This window comes from Aureimonas phyllosphaerae (assembly GCF_047943035.1).
Classification (GTDB): Bacteria; Pseudomonadota; Alphaproteobacteria; order Rhizobiales; family Rhizobiaceae; genus Aureimonas; species Aureimonas phyllosphaerae.
In genome coordinates this window covers 1380607-1400498 of the sequence record NZ_CP181348.1, presented here as the reverse complement: position 1 = coordinate 1400498, position 19892 = coordinate 1380607, and the positions used below count along the sequence as shown (strand labels likewise).

Below are 19892 nucleotides of genomic sequence, written 5' to 3'. Positions count from 1 at the left end.
CGAAAGCCCGCTGTTGTTCCTGATGGCTTTCGCTGCTGTGAGGCCTTCCCTTGTCCCGTCGCACCCTGAAGCTCGTTCTGTCCGTCGTTCTGCTGGTGGCGGTTGCCGTCTATGCCTATCGCTGGTTCACGCCGGACAGCGCGGCCGATCTCGCTCGAACCGGTCGATGCGAAGAGTACCGCCAGGCAGATCAGCGGCTGGAAGCCGGACTGGATAGCGAGATCGCAGCCGATCCGGCCGAGATCGCGATGGTTCTCGATGAGTGCGATCGGCAGGGACACTGAGCCCGACCATCGCGCGCCGATGCTTCAGCTTATCCGCTTTCACCATATTCCCAAGGGTTGGAGCCGTTAACTCCAACCCCTGCTGGCGTTCGGGTAATCCTTACCCATTCCTTAACGGCGGGGTGGGTTATGAGCGACGGCACGAGGGGGTGGACGGACCAGATCGCACTGGTTGCTGCCAAAGCGAAGAAGTTGGCCGTGCCTCGGCAGGAGGCTGACGGCCCGAACGTCTACCTGCGCTATCGCGCGGAGCGGAGCCTGGAAGTCGTGTTGCAAGCGATCGGCTCAGATCAAACCGTTCGACGTACGCTACAGCACTGAGCCGGCTCGGCTCTTTGAGAGAATGCGGAACTGGGCGAAGTCGATCACCCGTCTAGGTCGCGGCAATCATTCGACCAGTCCAAGAACACCGCCGATCCAAGCTTGGCGTCAGCTTCGCGTCAGAACCTTGGGTCGTACATTAGGGAGGAAATCGTGAGCCAGATGCAGCCTGTCATGTTCGATGCAGAAACGAGGTCGTTCGACGTCGGTCGTCGTCGCCGTGGCTTGACCCGCGATGAGATGGTCCGCATGGAAGGCGCCCACGCTGCCTATTGCGGCTACTGCCGGCACGACAATCCGTACCGGTCGCAGAGCGCCGACGGCGTGTCCTGGCGCGCCGGCTTCGACGGCGCAAAGTCCAACTGAGGATCCGGCCAAACCGGCGTCGAGCTCTACGCCTCAGTCGATAGCCTAGGAACTCGTCCGAGGCCCAACATCCGGCCGTAGTTAGACCGCCAAGCCCCGACGCGCGGCGCAACCATCGGATAGTCGGCCGGCAGCCCCCACCGCGCACGGTAAGCAGCGGGCGTGAGGCCGAAAGACTTCAGATGCTTCTCGAGCACCTTCAGCCGTTGCCCGGTCTCCAGCGAGACGAGGTAGTCCGGCGTGATGGTCTCGGTGATCGGCACAGCAGGGTCGCTCGTCGGACGCAGGGGGCGCAGCTTGCGCGCCGGTTCCGGCTCACTGGCTGGTGTCACCTCCCGCTCGATCGCGGCGCGCACGGCGGCGATCAAAGCGGGAAGATCGGCAGGCGGGACATCATGCCGAGCGAGATAGGCGACGACGATCTCCGTCGCGTGTTCGAGGGTCGTGGCGGCTGGATCGATCATGCGCCCTCCAGCATCTGCCAGGAGCGTCCGACGACGATCGGCAACGTCCAGTGCTCGGCAATCCGCTCGCGCAGATAGACGGCCTCTTCGGGCGTGATCTCGATCGGCGCCTTCGCCTCGAAGATTCGAAGCGCAATGCTGAGCGCGCGCAGTGCTTCCTGGCCGGACGCAGGTTGCGCCTGGCCGTCTACGACCTTCGGCGCCATCACCGCGGCTGCCGCAACGTGGCCGAGCGTGGCCGGCGTTTTGACGGTGCCGTCTTCGTTCGCCTCGAGTGCCAGCGGCACGCCATTGATGGATTGAAGGGTCTGCGAGAAGTCGATCCGCATCACGGGGCCTCAGCTTGTGGTGGTTGCGAGAAAGACGGGCGCCTGGCCGTTCGCCATGCAGAAGCGTGGCCGGCCACTGGCGCCAACTGAGAATGTCCCGGCAACGAATTCCGAACTCTGCGAGCCCGCCGTGCCGGGCGTAAGACGAAGCAGGGTTGCCGAGACCTTCCCGCCGGCGATGATGTTGCCTTGCGCCTGGACGTTCGTCGTCGAGTTGATCGCCGAGCCCGACACGCCGCCGCGGGCGGTCAGGTTGCCGTTCTGGTCGAGATTGAGGAGCGGAACGGTCTTGCCGGCGTTGAGCCAGGAGAGCGAGAAGTCGGACTGCACCGCCATGTGGACGGCGAGGTCGATCATTTGGCCGCTGTTCAGACGCCGCCCCATCGACACGGTGCCCCCGCGATCGACGTTGAAGATGCCGACCGTATCCGTCCGGCACTGGATGTAGTGATCGAACGACCCGCCCGCGCCCTCGGCGCCATAGACCAGCAAGCCGGCCGAGTGCGAGCCCATCGCCGCGCTCGTGAACAGGCCGATGGAGGAAGCCGACGTCGTGTCCGTGCACCCCAACTGATAGACGAGCCGGCGCGTCGGAGTGGGGTTGCCGTTGGCGTTCAGCTGCGAGTTCGACAGGACCGTCGTCGCGCCCTCGATGCCGCCGACGAAGCCGACATTCTCATGAACAGCCGCGTCGATCAGGATGCCGCAGCCGTCGCCCCGGTCGGGATCGTTGACGCCCTGCGCACCCGTCCGCGGGCTGTCCTGGCGAACGACGACATAGAGCGCATCGAGCTCGCCACCCTTCGCGCCCCCCGTCCCGAACCCCTCTTTGAACGCGGAGACTGAGGCGCCGATCGAGGCAGGGCCTGGACCGTTCTGCGAGCTCCCTTCGGCGACCGCCCGAACGTGAAAGGCGGACTGTCCAGCTGTCGTGAGCGTGTTGAACGGGATCTTGGTGTCGACGAGCTTCTGGGCCCTATGGTTCGCCGCGGCGCCCTCCCGCGCGAACAGCCGCGTTGCGGTCAGGGTGTCCGACTTGTCGAAGTAGACCGGTGTCCGGACGACCATCGCAGCGTCAGCCGGGTTTGTCCCGCCTGCATCGCCGCCGATCGCAGCGATCGCCTGGGCGACACGCAGCGGGGTCATCGCGACCCCGTTGTCGACGCCGGCCTCGGCCTGGGCCTGCGTTGCGACGGGCACGCTGATCGCGGTGACGCTGCCTGTCACGGTGCGCCCGGCGAGCCCGCCACCTGTCACGCTACGCGCCGCCACCTCGTCGAGGGCGTCGTCGAGGCCGAGCAGCGCGGAAAGATCGGCCTTGTCCTCGAGTGCGTCCGTCAGGCCCACGATGTCGCCGATCCGCAGATTGCCGTCGGCGTCACCGTGCCCGGGCCCGCCGATCGCGGCCCGGACGGCCGGCGTCAGGCTCTCGAAGGTGACGAGCTGGCTGGCGAGCTTGCCGTCCGAACGACGGATCTGGCCGAGCGCCGTGATGATCTCGTCCGTCGTGAGCGCGAGATTCTGGAACTCGATGTCGACGCGCTGCGCTGGCAGCGGGCGCCGCGGGTCGGAGGTCTGCCAGCCGGTGAAGCTGTACGACGGCTGGTATCGGGTCGGGTCGGCCATGAGGCCCTCCGTAAATTCGATTTCTCCTGTTCCTCGCGGGGTGGCGGTGGTGATCGGTCGGGTCGAGTGGTCGGTTCGGCTACGGCGCTTGTCCAGCAGCCGCCAGGGCGCCGCCGCTCATGATCGCGCGGATCATTTCCTCATAGGGTACGGCCCGCTGCGCGGACGCCGCGTTGCGTTCGCCATAGCCCATGATCGCGGCGATCAGGGCGTCGGCTTCATTGCCTTGGCGCGAGACTGCATCGCCGAACTCGGCGCGCATCTGTTCGGCGTTCCGGGCGCTGCGGCCGTCAAGGAAGGCGTCGCCGACGCGCGCAACGACCCGTTTCGTGTCGCCCCACAGTCCGCTGGCCGGATCCAGCGCAGTCCGCGCAGCCGAGCGTTCGCCCTTGTATTCGGGTGCGCGCTCCAGGCGCCGCGCCGACGCGCTGTTGCCGGTGATGTTGTTCGCCCGGTTGGCGAAGTCGGTCTCTCGGCCGAGCGTGTCCAAGAAGGCGCCCGCGCGCTCGTCGTCGCCAAGCACAAGGCCAAGCTTCTCCCGATTCCACCCGGTCTCGAACATAGCGCGCGCCGCGGTCGCATCGCGCCGGGCCGTACCCATCACCTCGGCGAGCTGATCGCGGGCGCCGATCTGGAAGGCCTCGCGCTCGTCCGGCGACATGGCGGCAAGCTGCTGCCGGAGCTGGTCCGGGCGGACGGAGCGATCGAAGACATCCTGTCCGGTCGACATCGCGTTGCGGACCCGTGTCGGCCCCGCCCACGTGGCGCGAGCGGCGGCATAGTCCGGGTTAGCTGCGTCGAGCTCAGACAGGAAGGCCCGCTGAACGCCGGCTATGGCGCGGCCGCGTTCGTCGAGGTTCAGCCGGCCCGTCACCGGGTCGCGATAGCCCTCGAGAATGTTGTCGAGCCCCTTCTTCGCGACGTTCAGGGTCCGCATGTTGGGGACGCCGGTCAGGATCGGGTCGCCCGCCTCGTCGATGCCGGAGATGGCGAGGTCGAACGGGTCGAAGCGCTCGCCGCGCGCCAGCGAATCCAGCCGGTGGATCTCGACGCCCTCGCGCAGGCCCTTGCGGATCGTCGGCTCGTCGATGAAAGCCTGTAGGCGGTCGCTCCATTCGATCGGGCGGCCGAGCGCGGCGGCATAAGCGGGCTCGCTTTCGGAGGTGCGCCGCGCGATCAGCGCGTCGACCGTTTCGGCCATATTGCGCGCAGGACCGAGAGCGGCATCCGCCGCGTCGGTGATGCGCTGTGGCGCGGCCTCACCGCGGGCGGCCAGCCGGTCGCGGATCACGCGGTTGCCGGCGCCCGGAAGCTGCGCGACGACCTCGGCGCCTTCGCCGACGTTGCGGCCGGCATCCAGAAGCATGGCATCGGGGCCGAGCTCGTCGAGACGTGCACGGGCGTCCGCTGCCGTCAGGCCGTCCCGCGTCAGCTCGGTTTCGATCTGGTCCGCAGCGCGCCGGCCGACGCCGACGGGCTCAAGCACCTCGCGGGCGGCGTTGCGGGCGCCATAGGCGCGAATGCCCGATCCGACCGCCGCACCGACGAGGGGAGCGGCTGTGCCGACGCCGGCGCCGATCCCGGCGCCCATCAGCGCATCGGAGCTGCGGTCCTCGAGACCGGAGCCGCCACCAAAGCCGGACACCGCTCCGCCAGTCGTGCCGGAGACACCACCGCGCAGCATGTTGGTGCCGAGCCCGGCGCCGGACGCGAAGACTTTCGGCGCTGCGGCGACGCCCATCGCTAGGCCGCCGGCCATCTCGGTCACCATGGACGTCAACGGAGCCTCTTCGCGTCGCCGCTCCAGCTCCTGGCGCTGATACTCTTGGCCGAAGTCGAAGGCGTCGCGCGGCGAGTTGCCCTGGACACCTTCGATGGCGGCCAGCACCGTGGAGACGAACTCATCGCCAAGGTTCAGGCTCTGCCCTTGCGTGAAAGGGCGTGCGGCGCGGGCGACGTCCGAAACGGCACCGTCGGTGCGGGCGCGCGCTGCGAGGGCCTGCTGTTGGATGGCCTCATCGCGGGAGCCGGGCGCTGCGTCGCGCTGGACGCCGATCTCCGGCTTGTCGGCGACGTAGGATCGCCCGTCACCGCCATGGATGACGACGCCGGGCGGCGGCTCCGGTGTGACGAAGGAGGGCGCGGCGGCCGCTGACGGCGCATATCGTGCCCAAGGGCCTGTGGCTGGCGCCGCGGCGTCGGCCTTCTGGTAATTTTCCCAAGGTCCGGCCATCACAGAAGCTCCCAATTCGCGGGGTCGGCCGGATCGCCGCCGCGGAAGCGATGTCCGTCGACGATCGACCCGGGCGACGGCGCGTCCGTGGTCGGCTTGGCGCCCGACATCGGCTCGACGCCCCCACCGACGGCGTCGATCATGTCGCGCAGCGCAGGCGACGCGATGCTCTGGCGATTGAGGTCGGCGAGCTGTCGGCGCATCTGCGACGCGTCGATGTCGCCGTTCTGGTAGGCCGTGACGAGATCGCCGCGACGGATGTTGATGTCCGCCTTGGCCCGCATCATGCCGGCGATGAGGCGGTTCGCCTCCGGCCGGTTGCGGAGCTGCGGCAGCGAATTCAGCATCCCGCGGAACTCGATGTCGGACGTGGCGCCGGAGCCTTCGACGCGGAGGCCGGGCGCCGCGCGCTCGACAACGGACTGGAATGCGGCGCTGGCATCCGAGAAGCCCGGCAGGACTGCGGCCAGACGGCCGACGAGAGGGCCCTGCGGCGCCTGTTCGATGAGCTGATCCATGAGGTCGAGATCCTGCCGAAGCCCGGACGACGTGACCGCCGTGGCCTGAAGGTCGGACAGCCGCTTGCCCTCGCTCTCGTCGAGCTTGCCGCGAAGCTTCCCGTCGGGCGCCTCGCCGGTGCTGACGGAAACCATCGGCTGCTTCGGCGCCGGCTGGCGCCCGACCGCATCCTGGCGGCGCACGAACTCCGGCCGGCCGCCGGCGCCGACGACTTCTTCGACTGGCATGGCGCTGAGCACATCGGCGACGAGGTCGTCATCGGTAAGGATTCCGCGATCACGCAGGTCGCGCCGCTCCTGGCCCTGAACCTGCGTCTCCGTCGGAGCGAACTTGTCCCGCACGAACTGCTGACGATCGCCGAGCGGCATCGCCTGCATCGCCATGGCGGCGACCTCGTCGGTGGACATGGGCTTGTCGGCGCCGTTGAGCTGCTCCGGCAAGCTCATGGCGGCGGCCGCCTGCGCGGGAAGATAGGCGCGCTCGCCCTGGCCGACTTTCACCGGCTCGGCGTAGAGACGTTGGAGCGCGCCGGCCTCCTGAAGGCGGCGGTCCTCAAGTGCCCGAACGTTGTCCGCTTCGTTCGTCTGGACGACGCGCGCGTTGTCTCGGACGTTGTTCTCGGTCGATGCCGCATAGGTGCGGTCGGAGCCGTAGCGCGACGAGGCGGCCAACACGTCCTGGCCGCGCCGCGTCGTGTCGTCCGCCTTGTCGACGGCATAGAAGCTCTGCGTCGGGGCATAGAGGCCGCCAAGCACACCCAGGCGATCGGCGCGCGTCTGGTCGTAGTTCGGGTCGTTCGCATAGTCGAACATTTTGGCCAAACGCGCGGCCTGTTCGCGCTTGGCATTCGCCCGGGCCCATCCTGCGGCATCGGCGCCGGACGGCGGGGCGAACGCAGCGGCGAGGTTATCGAAGGCCTGCCCGATCTCCGGATTGTTGTAGAAACGGCGGTTCGCTCGAATGCTACCCATGGTGCCGATCCTCAGTGAAGCGGAAGACCGGCCGTATCGGTCCGGTGAATGCTGGCGTTGAAGGCGACAAGCCGAGCGAGCCTGCCGCCGCGCTCATCGAGCCGGCGGCGCCGATCTGAGGCGTCGAGCTCGTCGGCCAGGAGCGCAATCCAGTCGAGGCGCTCGCCGATGCCGTCCGCATTCTTCAACAGCTCATCCCGCGGTCGCCGATCGCGGAGAAGCTGCACGATCCACTGCAGCGAGCCCATGCCGAGTGCGACGGTGTCAGGCACGACGCCCCGCGGTGCCTCGAGCACGAGGCGACGAAAGGCCGGCTCGACGGCCGCCTCTAGGTTCGCCAGAAGGTCGGGCGCTGCCCGGGAGAGATCGCCGCGCGGCAGGGCCTGCAGGAGGGTCCGCAGCGCCAGCGCCGCATGGTGGACCGGATCGACGCCGCTCGCCACGGCGCGCAGGTATGTTGCGCCCCATGCGATCGGCTCGTCCGGTCCGGTGGTGTGCGGCAGCGGCGGCCCGAAACCGCACTCGCCGAGCATCCGCACGTACATTTTCGCGGGATCCGCGGCCGGCGCGGCGTTGTCGTTCGATGCGGTCATGTTGTCGTCTCCGGCCGATCAAGATGATCTGCGTTCATGCGAAGCATGATACCCGCACAACGGTCAGCATGGCAAGCGGATTTGGAAATACATCGGACCAACCTGCGCAATTTTTGCTTGGTCTTGTATGTCGTCATGACATACATTTACTTCATCGACCCAAAGTCCTCAGGAACCGCGACTTTCTTCGGGCATGGGCGGCCGTTCCAGCAAGAGCGTTGGGAGTACCCCCAAGGGGTGGATCCAGGGGTCGGCCGGGGTGTGACTGCGGCCTCGAGGGGCGAAGCCAACCAGCGGGGACGAGCCTGCCTCACCGATTAATCCCTGCTCGGTTGGTTTCTCGGATAGGGTCGTTCTTTAAGTGAGGAACGCCCATGAACTGCCCCATCTGCAACAGCCCCGCTCGTTTCATCACCGCCATCACGCAAGGAGCTGTGGCAGTAAGCTGCCCGTCCTGCGGAGAATGGGAAGCGTCGCCGCAGGCGAGCGAGACGATCAAGGGCTTGTCGCCCCACCAGCGTCTGCAGGCGCTGCGGTTCGCACAGGTGAAGACGATGATGGGTCGACGCCCGCTCATTCGCGGGCTCTGACCGCGGCCGGACCGGCAGTAAATCCGGAACAAGCGCCTTCGCCGACGCTTCCTCTCCGACAACGATCGAGAGGAAGCCGCCATGTCCCGCACAATCGACAACGAGCCGCTCCGGCCAGGCGAAACCGAGACCGATCGCGTTGCGCGAGCCGAGAGCAAGATGCCGGGCGGCGGCCAGCTTGAGAACGACCCGGATCCAGAGAACGAGGAAGGCGCCGTGAGCCCGGACACGTCGGACCCTGCCGACCTGCAGGACGTCGAACGAGTCAAGGGAATGCGGCCGGCCTGATCGGCGCTCATGGGTACCGAACGAACGCCAGCCCCGTCGGCTTCGGCCGGCGGGTTTTTTCGTTCCAGCTGAATGTTTCACGCACTTGCGTTACAACACTAAACGCACATATAGTGTTGTAACACCCTAACCGAGACGCCGTCATGAACGCTCCGATCCGCCCCCTTGTCGCCTACATCCGCGTGTCCACGGACCGTCAGGGCCGCAGTGGTCTCGGCATGGAAGCGCAGCGCGCGGCGATCGAACAGTTCGCAGCGGCGCATGGCTATCAGCTCGTCGACACGTTCGAAGAGGTCGAGACGGCCAAGGGCGCCGACGCACTCGACCGCCGGCCGATGCTCGCTGCGGCGCTGGCCGCAGCGCGCAAGCTCAAGTGCGCGGTGATCGTCGCCAAGCTCGACCGCCTGTCGCGTGACGTCGCCTTCATCGCCGGTCTGATGGCACAGCGCGTGCCGTTCATCGTTGCCGAACTCGGCGTCGATGCAGACCCGTTCATGTTGCACGTCTATGCCGCTTTGGCCGAGAAGGAGCGCGCATTGATCGCCGCTCGCACGAAAGCGGCCTTGCAGGCGAAGAAGGCGGCCGGCGCCCAGCTCGGCAACCCAACGAACCTCGCGCGGGCGGCACAGGCCGGCGCGGCGACGAATGCGCGTGAAGCCGACGCATTCGCGGCCAATGTCCTGCCGATCATCGCCAGCATCCAAGCGGCTGGCACGACCTCGCATCGCGCGATCGCCGAGACGCTGAACGCCCGGGCGGTAGGCACGGCGCGCGGTGGCGCTTGGTCCGCTGTTCAAGTCGGCCGGATCCTGGCGAGGGCAGCCTGACACGCCTCTTCGCCGTAAAGTCTACGGGCTTCGGCCTCGCAAATGATGACGTTCCGCAGCTTCTTCATTCCGTGTTCGTCTCTGAGAAGATCCAGGAGGCGATCGGTCCGCCCGATCGATCCCGACGTCTCGAGTATCCATGAGCCGGTTCCTAGCTCTTCCTCGACGATTTCCGCAGGAAGTCCGAAGCGCTCCAGGTGAGGCAGCAAGGACTCGAGCACCTGGCGCTCGTCCATGACCTCGACAATGCGGCAGGCACCAACGCCCTTCGATATCTGGAACACGACCCAGAACCCGCGCTGATACATCTTGTAGTCGGTAAGCTTGTTGCCGTCGGTGATAGGTAAAAGCATCGAACCTCTCGCATTTCGGTGCGATGCTCGTGTATCAATGATGGGCGCTAGTCAAATGATGTGTGTCTGCTGACTGTCGGTTTACATTGTTAACGCGATGCGTTGTTTGGAACGGGCGCCGAGTGTCTGATGACAAAACGTACAATCTGAACACGGGATGCCAAGGTGGATTTGATAACTGAAGCCGAGTTTGCTCGACTTATGGGCCTTAAGCGCACGACCATCCAAGGTTTTCGGCGAAAGGGGATGATTCCCTACATCCCCGGCGTTCCTGCGCTCTTCGACCGAAAGGACGTCGACGCGTTCATCGCCCAACGCAAGGCCGCTAAAGAGGCCAAGCGAGCCGAAAGGCTCCGGGAACCAACACCCGAAGAGCAACACGAGGCGTGGGTGCAGAAGATGCGCTTCAAGCTATGGCTTCAGGCGGAAAAGGCGCGCAAGCGCGACAGCGAGAAGGCCAAGTAGCTCGGCCTTTCCCTGTTTGGATCAATCGAACACGTCGGCACCGACTGATTTGTCCGAGACCGCCTCAAGCTCCAGCGGCGCCGCGTTGGAGCGGGCGATCTGCATTTCCAGCGCTCGCCGGGCCGATGCGAGCTCGGCCGCCGTCATGGCCGCGAAGTCCTTGTCGCCGGGCAACTCGTCATGCCGGCGCGTGGCGGTATCGCTCAATACGCCGCGAATGACGGATGCGCGCGCTGTGGCTGGCGTTGCAGGATCGTCGAGCATGGCGTCTGCCTTTGTCAGCGCCTTGAACTCAAGCTTGCGCCGCAGGCGCTCAAGATCCTCGTCACTGACGTCGTCGTTCTCCAGGTTCATCCGAAAACTCCAGTTCCGTTGATCCACGCTTCGGCGAGGTCGTCCTGTCGATCGAGAGCGCGCAGGTTCGCCTCTGCGACGGCAAGCGCATTGGCGAGCGCGCGGTCTGCGACGTTGATTCCCCGCGGCGGCGCTTGAGCCTGTAGCACCGCATGCGCCTCTACCTGCTGGCGCCGCGTCTCCCGATCGGCCTTCCGCCGCTTCGCGCTGCCCGGCTGGCGCGCCTTCTGCCAGGCGTCGTGCTCGGCGAGCTCGTCGGGTGATCGGCGCGCGAGGCGCTTGGCCTTCTTGCGCTTACGCTTCTCAAGGTCGGCGGACTTTCGGTTCGCCTTCTCGATCGCGCCCGGCGCGCTCCCATTCGGCCAGACCGGCAGGTGCCACCGGTCGCCCTTCGGCGTCGCGCCCCCATGCAGCCGGCACCGGCCGTTCGCCATGGCGAGGTTTTGGCAGGGTTCGCCGGTCGTGCGCGTCTTCGCTTCGCACTTCGGCATGGAGGCGCGCCGGGCATTGATCTCGGCGGCCTGGATCCGAGCGTTCGCGGAGCGCGCAGGACTCGGCCGGGATTTCCGCCTGCGGGGGCTCATCGGAACACCGTTCTAAAATGGGCCGCGTGAAGTATCGCGCTGGACGACACATAGACAGATGAAGCGGACCACGCCGGACACGCTGTCCGTCGGCCTCCCATCTCCTGTTCCCTCCTTCGGCCGTTCTCTTCCATCCGGACAGCCTGCAGCCTACGCCTGCAGCGGTCCCTTATAAGGGGGACCGCTGCAGGCTTCAGGCGTACTGCCGCCGCAGGCTCTGAAACCCTTGTGCAATGGAGCTTACGAGGCCAAGCCTGCGGCTGCAGCGGCCGAAAAACCGACCGCAGGCGCCGCAGGCACTGGAAACTAAGGGTTTGCGAGACTGCAGGCTCCGCAGGCATCAGTCGAAAACTCCCCCGTTCGCTTCGTCCGAAGCCCCCGAAGGCTCTTCGGAGCGGACAACCTGTCCAAGACGCTTGCGCAGGATCACCCATTGTTTCCCCTTTCCGCCGCGCCGTTCCTCGCGCCAAACGGACCAGGCGTAGCCCTCCGTTTCGACCTCGACGGCCTTCATGGCGCCGACTGGCACCATTCCGTCGATGTGCGTTCGGGCCTGCGTCCCGCCGAGCTTCATTGCGAAACCGTAGGAGGCGGCTAGGGTGGCACGGGGGACAGCGTCGCCATCCATCAGCGCGACCAAGTATTGCAGCCGGGCCGACTGCTGAACGTCCTCGCTCTCGGAGTTGGCGATCGCGGCGAGCGCACGCTGTCGACGGATGTCGAAGAGAACGTGCACGCCGGCCGATGTGCTCGCGCGGCGGCGGACTTCCTCGTCATGGGAATCGAAATCGCCGGGCGACACGACCTCCCCAGTTGGGAGAACCGAGAGGATCTCGAACCAGAGCTCGCGCGCCGATCGCCGAGCGTAGTTCCGTTTCGAATCATCGAGCCGAACCATCTGCGCGGCCCGACCGGCGTCCAAACCGAGATCGCGGGCGAAATTCGCGCCCATCGGCATCAACGTGTAGGCCGAGCGCACGAAGCCCATCACGGCACCGCTGCCTCGGGCCGCGTCGGCCTGGCCTGCATTCGCGTCCGCTTGGGCGCCGCGTGCCTTCGCGGTGTGATGGATGAGGTCGACTGACACGCCTGTTCGGCTGGCGAACTGCCGGAGCTGATCGCCGAGCGCCTCCATATCCGCCGCCGCGTTCTCATCGAGCCCGCGATGCAGCGCGACCAACGGGTCCAGGGCGACATGCACGATCCCCTCGGCGGCGACGAAGCGCGCAAGGTCGTCAGTGTCCTGGCCGGGGCGGATGGGTCCGCCCTTGTCGCGGCGCTCGGCGAAGACGAGGCGTCGATCGTCGTAGCCGGAAAGGATCCGAACGCGCTCCTGGACGAGATCGATGTCGAGACCGTCGAGCCGCGCCGTTGCCATCAGGCGCCGCAGCATCTCGTCGCGCGGATCCTCGCTGTTGTAGATCAGGACGGGGCCGCTCTTCGCTACGGTCTCGCCGGTCAACGGCTTGCCCGTGGCGATCGCCAGTGCCGACTTGATCGCAAAGGTCGACTTCGACACGCCGGCCGGGCCGGCGCCGAGCGTCAGCGTGCCGGCCTGAAACCTCGAGCCCAACACGAAGGCGCGTTCCGGGATCGCTTCCATTCGCGCACGGTCAAGGCGCGCAGCCGCGGCGAAGTCGAAGGGCGGATGGCGCGATGTCGCAGCGGCTTCTACAGGGGCCGAGCGCGCAGCCCGTTCCACGGCCGCAGCGTCGAAGTACCGATCCGCCACCGTAAACGCACCGCTGGAGTGCTTGGTGGCATAGTCCTCGATCATGGAGGCACCAAGCGAGAACGGTCCCTGGACGGAGCGGAAGACGCGCGCGGCGTCTTCGGTCGGATCCGGGATTCCGGCCTTGTCTGTCCAGTCCTCGAAGAGCTCGAGGGCCAGCGCCTCGTCGTCGGGAAGCGCGCCGTGGAGCGCGATCGCCATGTTCACCCATTCCGGATAGCCAAAGCGCCCGTCGTTCGGCAGAGCGGACATGGCGCGTCGGATGCGGTCGGGATCGCCGCGCAGCGTCTGCTGGTCGATCATGGCGCGGTCGACGCTGGAGGTCAGCGAGCGCCAGCCCGGCATCTCCGATGCGAGTGCGGCGAAGTAGGCGTCGAGCTGCTCGTGCGTGACGCGGGTGAGCGCGCTGTAGTCCCAGATGCCCTCAGGCCAGGTGTAGGGCTTGCCAGTGCCCGGATGGATGCCCTGCGCGACGAACATCTTCGTCTCGCCGGCCAGGAGCTCCACGAGACCCGGCTTCTTCGGGTCGACTCCGTCGTCGAAGCGTGCCTGGCGATAGCCGATGTCGAGCGGCATCAGATATGGCAGAAGGCCCTTCGGCTCCCGGCCATATCGGACCGGCGCGGGTCCGAGAATGTTGATCGCGAGCTCACGGGCACGCCCGGCAAGGATCGGGTTCGTCGTGTCGATGTCGATCCCGCCAATGCCGTTCCAGCACCGGACGCCGACGCTGGCGCCCCATCCGTGCCAGACGTCGAGATCCTCGACGGTCGCATTGAACGAGGCGGCGCTGCGGCCCGACCAGCCAGACGGCCCGAGAACGCCAGGCCGTTTGCCGGCCGACCGGATGCCGCCCGTCGGCGGCACGACGGGGAGCAACCCGCGATAGCCGCGGTCCCAGAGCTGGCGGAAAGGGTTCGGGCGGCTGGAGGGGCGCGGCGAGGCCGCCCCCTTCTTCTGCGCGACGTAGTCACCGAACGGGACGACCGAAGCCTTTTCGGCATCGGCCGAATGCGCTAAGTTACTCATGTTGAAAGCATCTCCGCGCCGTTACCGATTGCCGTCGGTAGCGGCGCCTTTGCTTGAGCTGATGGGATCCGGCGGGACGCGAGTCATTCCGGCCGGAAGCTTCCCGTCGATCAGCGCTCGGAAGATCTTTCCGTATGCGGGCTGGTTGCGCTCCAACTGCGAGACGCACCACTCGACAGCTTCGACGGTGTTGACGCGCATGCCCCGCGGGGGCCGAACGAAAGCGTTGATCCGCGGGGAAACGCCGCGCGTCGCCAAGACCATTTCCCCTTTCAGCGCCTTCTGGCGATAGGGAGAAAAGTCGGCTTTGAGCCGGGGCCGGAGTTGCACCGGCCGCGACGGATCGTCCTCGAAGTACTGAGCGTCAAGGAAGGCGCCAGGGTCGACGTTCGCGACAACGCGCGGGAAACCGCTATCCGCGCCAGCGAACAGCGTGCGGACGAGAGGAAGAGAACCGCTCATGCCCGGGCCTGCGCGGCTCGAGTTGCACGGGCGGCGCGCGCCGCAGTTCCGGCCTTTGATGGCGTCCAAGGCTCGGCCGTCTGAAGCAATTCGACGAGGCTGGCGGTGTCGACAAAGGTACGACCGGCCATTCGCTTCAAGGCGAGCTTGCCGGCATCGGCGTACTTGTAGAGGCTCGCCGCCGAGAGGCCTGCGATCTCGGCGGCGACTTTCATCGAGAGATGCGGCCGCTCACGCCATGGCGTGTATCCATCGTTCACTGCGGAATGCGAGCGTAGCTCGGCTTTGAGTAGCGCCGACATGGTGCTCCTGACTGCGACGCGTAATGACGCGTTCGCCTGACGATCTCGGTTTGGGGAGGCCGCTTGTCAGAAGATCAGAATGTCAGAAAGCAACGAATAGCAGGTGCGGCAATGGATAGATGGCACACCCACCCTGCATCGTCAATGCGGTCTATTCAATAGATCGCAGACCGAACTCAGATACTTTGTATGTCGAACGGAATACATCCAACCTTGGACAAACTGTCCGTAGCTACCCGACTGAGAACGACAGGACGGCGCGCCGTGCCAACTCTTCGGTCGCATCGGCGATGAAAGCCGAATAGTGGGCCTCGATCATTTCGACGCTCGTGTCGTGCAACGCCGCGACGAGACGGATCGGCAAACCCGCGCGCAGGCCGCGCACGATCGACGAGTGCCGCAGGGCATAGGGGATCGTATCGGCGGGCACCTCGGCCTTTGCGATCGTCGCCGCCCAAAGGTCGCCGAGCTCATAGGCCGGGCCCCATGGCCGACGCTTATCTCGCTCCCAACGAGCCGGCGCCTTCGCGCGCTTGAACGCCCATCGCTCCAACAGCGGATCTTCGGCTCGGCGGCCGGCTAGGGCCGGCTCGAGCGCAACGAGATGTTCCGGCGCCAACGGCACAGGAACAGGAGCTTTCGCCTTCGTGGATCGGCCCTTCTTGCTTCCCGGCATCATGACGCGCTGGCGGGCCGGCTGGACGTCGCCGACGCGCAGGCTCTGCAGTTGCGCATGGCGCGCGCCGGTTGCGGCCGCCGTCAGCACCATGCGCCCGAAGTCGCCGGTGTCGTCGACCTGGAAGGCGGCCGCGACGATCCGGCCGACCTCTTCGTCCGTCAGGAGCTGCCGGCGCGCCTCGTTCTCGACGGACACGGCGCGCGTTCCGACCTTGATCTCGTTCGGAAGATGCGGCGGCAGCTCGCGCCGGTGGCGCTCGGCTGCGGCGTTCAGGGCGGCGCGCAAGTCGTTTAGGAGCCGATTGATCGTGGCCGGAGCGAGCGGCGCGCCCTCCCCTTCCTCGTCGTCAGCGTTGCGCAGAGCCAGGCGGCCCCGCCAGGCGTCGATCGACGACGCACGCAGCTTCGCGAGCGGAATTTTTGCGAACGCCTCGTCCGCCAGCACATGCTTGCGCAAGCGGTCCTCTGTGATCTTTCCGGCGGCTGGCGCTCTTGCCTTCCGAGCGGACCCGTAGTGTTCGACGGCCGAACGGACCGTCTGCCCTTCGGCGGGCGCTTGCGTCCCCTCGCGCGCCTCGATGGCGGCAGTCTGCCGACGGCTCCAGTCCAGCGCGGTGGCGACGGCGGCCCGGTACGTCATTGCGCCAGCCGGTGCGCCGTCGTCATCGGCGTCGCCTAAGCGTTCCTCGAGCCGCGTCCCCTCGACGACAATCTTCGCAATCCAGGCGCCGTTCCCCCGCGCGCTTGTGCGGTAGCCGAGCGAGACGCCACCGCGCCCTCCGCTCACACCGAGCCAGTACGGGTTCTTGCGGTGGATTAGCCGGGCGCGCTTCGAAGGCGTGTCGATCTCGTTCTTTGGAGCGGCTGGCATCGGACTTCCCACACAACGTCCCACACTGATGTGTGGGATGCGCATGATGCCCATAAGAGCGAAAGGCTTACAATCCCGCTGTTATAGGCATTATCCACAACACAAACGTCTATTCCCCGCCCCTCCGAAGGCAGAGGTCACAGGTTCGAATCCTGTCGGGTGCGCCATGAATTTCAATGACTTGGCCAGTCGACTCACGGATTTTGACCGAATCGGGGACACTCCTGGGACATTCTCGCGAAAGACGGCGTGTCCTATGGCATCAAAGACGGGCAAGAAACGGAAAACGGCACCTGGCATCCATGCGCGTACCAGCAAGGCTGGCAGAACGTCGTGGCAGGTAAGATTGCGGACGAAGGGCTTTCCGCCATTTGTTAAATCATTCGGCACCTATGCCGATGCCGAGCTGGAACTCGCTCGAGTTCGCTTACAGCAGCAACAAGGTATCCGCATTGATCATCGTCGAGCCGAACACACCACGTTAGGTTGGCCTGCCCCCGTTAGGTGACCCGGTTCAAATCTAATGCATGGTGGGCTTGCCGGCGACGTTTGAGATGGCCGGCGAAGCGGGTTGGGGTGGCGCCGCCGGCCATAGCGCAGCGGCTGGAACGGGTGGACGGTAACCCAGGCTCGAGTGTGGACGTTTGGTGTTGTAGTGCTGGCGCCAACCTTCGATGACGATGCGCGCCTCGGCGAGGCTATAGAAGATCTCGCCGTTCAGGAGTTCATCGCGAAGCTTGGAGTTGAAGCTCTCGCAGTAGCCGTTCTCCCAAGGACTGCCCGGTTCGATGAACGCGGTCTTGGCACCAACTGCGGCGATCCATTCGCGCACCGCCTTGGCGATGAACTCCGGGCCATTGTCAGAACGGATGTAACCTGGCACGCCGCGTAGTATGAAGAGGTCGGATAGAACGTCGATGACGTCTGCGGACTTCAGCTTCCGATCGATCCGGATGGCGAGGCATTCCCGAGTGAACTCGTCTACGACATTCAACGTGCGGAACTTGCGGCCGTTGTGGGTCCGGTCCTCGACGAAGTCATAGGCCCAGACGTGGTTTGGATGCTCGGGCCGAAGCCGAACGCATGAACCATCGTTCAGCCAGAGCCGACCGCGCTTGGGCTGTCTGGCCGGCACCTTCAGACCTTCCTGCCGCCAGATCCGCTCGACGCGCTTCACGTTGACCACCCATCCGGCATTCCGCAGCAGGGCTGTGATCCGACGCCTATCAGCGATTGCGAGCAATCGCTTGTCGGCCACGGGGATATCCGTAGCGTCCATACTGCGTCGCCAGTTCGATGATGTCGGCCGTCAGCGCCGCATCGTCGGAACGTCCCCGCGGCGCCTTGCGCTGCGTCGATCGGTGCTGCCCCAGAACCCGGCACGCCAGCCGCTCCGACACACCGAACTTCAGAACGGTATGGTCGATGCAGCGACGACGACGGGCGGGGCTCACCAGTTTCTTAGATAGCGGCCTCTTTCAGGATCAGCTTCTCCAGCGTCAGGTCCGACACGGCCTTGCGCAGCCGCTCGCTCCTCTTCTCGAGGTCCTTCGGACGCTTCACCTGGTCGGACTTCAGCCCCCCGAACTCTTTCCGCCACCGGTAGTAGGTAAACGGCGTCACGCTGATCGTGCGGATCGCATCCGCTACCGGGCGGCCCTGCGAGAGCAACACATTGACCTGCCTCAGCTTGGCGACGATCTCTTCCGACTTGGGCTTCTCCTGTCCCATCTTGTCATCCTCCGTCAGCTCGAAAGCCTACTTCAGGGAGGGCCACTTTTCAGGGGGCAGAGCACTCGCCTTGCCCTCGTTGATGAGGCCCAGCGTGGAACAAATCTGACCCGGCGTGCAGTAGCCACACTGGAAGGCGTCGTGGTCGCAGAAGGCGGACTGCAACGGATGAAGGTTGCCCGGCTGACCAAGCCCTTCGATCGTCGTGATCTCCGCCCCGTCCAGCGTCACTGCCAGCTTGAGGCACGAGTTGATGCGGCGGCTGTCGATCAGCACGGTGCACGCGCCGCACTGGCCGTGGTCGCAGCCCTTCTTGGTGCCGATCAGGTCTTCGCCTTCCCGCAGCAGGTCGAGCAACGTCGTCCACGGCTCGATCGCGCGGGTGCGCGTCTCTCCGTTGATCGTCAGCGTGGTGGGTACCGTGCCGATCGGCACGGCGGCGTATGCGGCGGTATTGACAGCTGTCGGCATGATCGGCGCCTTCTTGCTTCGCGTTAGGCCGGGATGGCCGCGATGTCGGCGGTGTTTTCCTCGGCAACCCCGTTCTCGCGGTGGCGATAGGCGGACAGCGCACGATACACTTGCAGCCGCGCCCTCATCACCGATCCAAGCGGCCGGTGGGCGGCTAGGCTGTGCGCCGGGCGAAAGGTCATCACCTCGTCGAAATAGCGCACGCGCGCCGGGCTGTAGGCGTCCTGCGCCGGAATGCGGATCGTGGCGACAGTGCGGTACTGGCTGTCCTGCGACGGCCACTCAATCGAGGCGTCCTCGATCGGCTGCGTCTCCGCGTTCGCCCAGAGCTGGACCTTCAGCTCGAACACCGCCTCATGGTCACGAAAGTAATCGGTCGCGGCGTGGCGGTAGCCGTCCTCGTCCTGATGCGGATCGAGCTTCCACTCGCCTAGCGCGTCCTGCGCCTGCGACGCCGGTACCGCGCCGAGCTTGGCGACATAGTCACCATAGCGCACCGGTGCCTGACTGAAATAGTCGTCGCCGATTGGGTGGCTGAACGGATGGCCGAAGAAATCCGCCTTGGCATAGGCGGTGTCGAACAGGCCCAGCACCTTGTTGAAGTTGCGCGCCATCGACGACACCGCGCTCTTCACGCCCTCGGGCATGGGCGTGGCGGCACCAATCTTCTTCGCGTCGCTCAGGAAGCCACTCGCCGTGCCGGACGGGAACGTCCGTCCCGTGGCAAGGACGAAATCCTGCGTAGGCGCATCGTGGCCCGGCAGCTTCTCGCCCTCGACGCCGAACACCTTGATCGCCATGCCGCGGTGGGTGGAGACGCGGTCTCCAAGTGTCTCTCCGGGCCCTTGCGCGAAGCGGATCGCGACATCGTAGGTGCCCGCTGCGGCGAACAATCCCTGTGCCAGCTCCGGCGGTAGGTCGTTGGCGATCACCAGCGTGCCGACGACGCAGGCCGAACTCTTGGCATGGCTGGCGCGCACGGCGTGCTGCTTGCGCTTCTCGACAATCTCGCTCTGCTGCGTCATTCCCCGGATGATGCCGTCGATCGTCTCCTGCTCGTCGGGCCGAGATTGTTCGATGTCGGGATGGTAGCGGAGATACGTCACGGGCAATCACCAAAGTTTGGAATAATTCAAGAGGATAGAGCAGGTTCCCGGAAAGAGAACGCGGGGACACTAACTGATTGCAAAGCCGCCTCAACACTTGCGGGCGACCCTGATCGCGGTCTGAATCAACAGTCGCGCCGCTGCAGTGTAGCTTATGGCGCGGTCAAGCTGCCCGGGACTTCGGTCGCAGCGCCTGTCGATCGCGTTTTTACATCAGTAGTACGCGTCTGAGCCATCTTCTATTTCAACTTGATCCAGGGCTTGCATCCTAGCTCACGCCGACAGAGTGGACGAACAGCGGACGTGACGAAGGCGGGGCACACTCCGCCCCGCCTCCTCTTGG

Annotated in this window: 21 protein-coding genes and 1 pseudogene; 6 read left to right on the top strand and 16 right to left on the bottom strand. The window is 65.9% G+C overall.

Translation table 11 applies throughout. From position 1 onward, the window contains the following. Positions 1-50: 50 nt before the first annotated feature. Both ACLNGM_RS06450 and ACLNGM_RS06445 read left to right on the top strand, forming a co-directional pair. Positions 51-284: a hypothetical protein gene (locus ACLNGM_RS06450; protein ID WP_416357674.1), complete on the top strand. Its 234-nt coding sequence runs from the start codon at positions 51-53 to the stop codon at positions 282-284. A 474-nt stretch (positions 285-758) separates the two neighbouring features. Further along, on the top strand, positions 759-971 hold the full coding sequence (locus tag ACLNGM_RS06445) for a hypothetical protein (RefSeq protein WP_416357673.1): 213 nt from the start codon (positions 759-761) through the stop codon (positions 969-971). A 26-nt stretch (positions 972-997) separates the two neighbouring features. Here the strand turns inward: ACLNGM_RS06445 and ACLNGM_RS06440 are convergent, their stop codons facing one another. The 6 genes from ACLNGM_RS06440 to ACLNGM_RS06415 form a co-directional block, all read right to left on the bottom strand. Continuing rightward, positions 998-1435, bottom strand: a complete 438-nt coding sequence (locus ACLNGM_RS06440; RefSeq protein WP_416357672.1) for a MucR family transcriptional regulator — start codon at positions 1433-1435, stop codon at positions 998-1000. Then, complete coding sequence (locus tag ACLNGM_RS06435) at positions 1432-1764, bottom strand: hypothetical protein (RefSeq protein ID WP_416357671.1); 333 nt, start codon at positions 1762-1764, stop codon at positions 1432-1434. Before ACLNGM_RS06435 ends, ACLNGM_RS06440 begins: the two co-directional genes overlap by 4 nt. Positions 1765-1773: 9 nt before the next feature. Next, entirely contained in the window at positions 1774-3390 is a 1617-nt protein-coding gene (locus ACLNGM_RS06430; protein WP_416357670.1) for a hypothetical protein, read from the bottom strand. A 79-nt stretch (positions 3391-3469) separates the two neighbouring features. After that, positions 3470-5623 carry a hypothetical protein gene (locus ACLNGM_RS06425; RefSeq protein WP_416357669.1) on the bottom strand — a complete coding sequence of 718 codons (2154 nt, stop codon included), beginning with the start codon at positions 5621-5623 and terminating at the stop codon, positions 3470-3472. Then, positions 5623-7113, bottom strand: coding sequence for a hypothetical protein (locus ACLNGM_RS06420; RefSeq protein ID WP_416357668.1), 1491 nt, complete (start codon positions 7111-7113; stop codon positions 5623-5625). The genes ACLNGM_RS06425 and ACLNGM_RS06420 overlap by 1 nt, the downstream gene beginning before the upstream one ends. Positions 7114-7124: 11 nt before the next feature. Beyond that, the gene (locus tag ACLNGM_RS06415) at positions 7125-7706 is read right to left on the bottom strand and encodes a hypothetical protein (RefSeq protein WP_416357667.1); all 582 of its coding nucleotides are present in this window, start codon (positions 7704-7706) and stop codon (positions 7125-7127) included. Positions 7707-8080: 374 nt separating this feature from the next. Between ACLNGM_RS06415 and ACLNGM_RS06410 the strand changes: the two genes are divergently transcribed. From ACLNGM_RS06410 to ACLNGM_RS06400, 3 genes are all read left to right on the top strand, one after another. Further along, entirely contained in the window at positions 8081-8296 is a 216-nt protein-coding gene (locus ACLNGM_RS06410; protein WP_416357666.1) for a hypothetical protein, read from the top strand. Between the two features lie 81 nt (positions 8297-8377). Further along, positions 8378-8584 (top strand): hypothetical protein, encoded by a 207-nt coding sequence (locus ACLNGM_RS06405; RefSeq protein ID WP_416357665.1) that lies wholly within the window; start codon positions 8378-8380, stop codon positions 8582-8584. A 143-nt stretch (positions 8585-8727) separates the two neighbouring features. Beyond that, positions 8728-9411: a recombinase family protein gene (locus tag ACLNGM_RS06400; RefSeq protein WP_416357664.1), complete on the top strand. Its 684-nt coding sequence runs from the start codon at positions 8728-8730 to the stop codon at positions 9409-9411. On the opposite strand, the gene ACLNGM_RS06395 is transcribed toward ACLNGM_RS06400, so the two are convergent. Continuing rightward, positions 9378-9764: a hypothetical protein gene (locus tag ACLNGM_RS06395; RefSeq protein WP_416357663.1), complete on the bottom strand. Its 387-nt coding sequence runs from the start codon at positions 9762-9764 to the stop codon at positions 9378-9380. The two genes, ACLNGM_RS06400 and ACLNGM_RS06395, sit on opposite strands and share 34 nt — an antisense overlap. Before the next feature lie 201 nt (positions 9765-9965). On the opposite strand from ACLNGM_RS06395, the gene ACLNGM_RS06390 reads away from it, so the two are divergent. Then, a complete protein-coding gene (locus ACLNGM_RS06390; protein ID WP_416358397.1) occupies positions 9966-10229 on the top strand; it encodes a hypothetical protein in 264 nt (87 codons plus the stop codon). 21 nt (positions 10230-10250) lie between these two features. Here ACLNGM_RS06390 and ACLNGM_RS06385 read toward each other — a convergent pair whose 3' ends face one another. From ACLNGM_RS06385 to ACLNGM_RS06345, 9 genes and pseudogenes are all read right to left on the bottom strand, one after another. Continuing rightward, positions 10251-10583, bottom strand: a complete 333-nt coding sequence (locus tag ACLNGM_RS06385) for a hypothetical protein (RefSeq protein ID WP_416357662.1) — start codon at positions 10581-10583, stop codon at positions 10251-10253. Next, positions 10580-11074 (bottom strand): HGGxSTG domain-containing protein, encoded by a 495-nt coding sequence (locus tag ACLNGM_RS06380; RefSeq protein WP_416357661.1) that lies wholly within the window; start codon positions 11072-11074, stop codon positions 10580-10582. Before ACLNGM_RS06380 ends, ACLNGM_RS06385 begins: the two co-directional genes overlap by 4 nt. Positions 11075-11507: 433 nt before the next feature. Further along, a complete protein-coding gene (locus tag ACLNGM_RS06375) occupies positions 11508-13928 on the bottom strand; it encodes an AAA family ATPase (protein WP_416357660.1) in 2421 nt (806 codons plus the stop codon). Positions 13929-13949: 21 nt separating this feature from the next. Further along, positions 13950-14390 (bottom strand): hypothetical protein, encoded by a 441-nt coding sequence (locus ACLNGM_RS06370; RefSeq protein WP_416357659.1) that lies wholly within the window; start codon positions 14388-14390, stop codon positions 13950-13952. After that, on the bottom strand, positions 14387-14692 hold the full coding sequence (locus tag ACLNGM_RS06365; RefSeq protein ID WP_416357658.1) for a hypothetical protein: 306 nt from the start codon (positions 14690-14692) through the stop codon (positions 14387-14389). The genes ACLNGM_RS06370 and ACLNGM_RS06365 overlap by 4 nt, the downstream gene beginning before the upstream one ends. A gap of 232 nt (positions 14693-14924) precedes the next feature. Continuing rightward, entirely contained in the window at positions 14925-16241 is a 1317-nt protein-coding gene (locus ACLNGM_RS06360; protein WP_416357657.1) for a tyrosine-type recombinase/integrase, read from the bottom strand. A 520-nt stretch (positions 16242-16761) separates the two neighbouring features. Continuing rightward, positions 16762-17972, bottom strand: a pseudogene (locus tag ACLNGM_RS06355) (IS3 family transposase). A 27-nt stretch (positions 17973-17999) separates the two neighbouring features. Beyond that, positions 18000-18443, bottom strand: coding sequence for a (2Fe-2S)-binding protein (locus ACLNGM_RS06350; protein WP_416357656.1), 444 nt, complete (start codon positions 18441-18443; stop codon positions 18000-18002). A gap of 23 nt (positions 18444-18466) precedes the next feature. Then, positions 18467-19549 (bottom strand): catalase family protein, encoded by a 1083-nt coding sequence (locus ACLNGM_RS06345; RefSeq protein WP_416357655.1) that lies wholly within the window; start codon positions 19547-19549, stop codon positions 18467-18469. Positions 19550-19892: the final 343 nt, after the last annotated feature.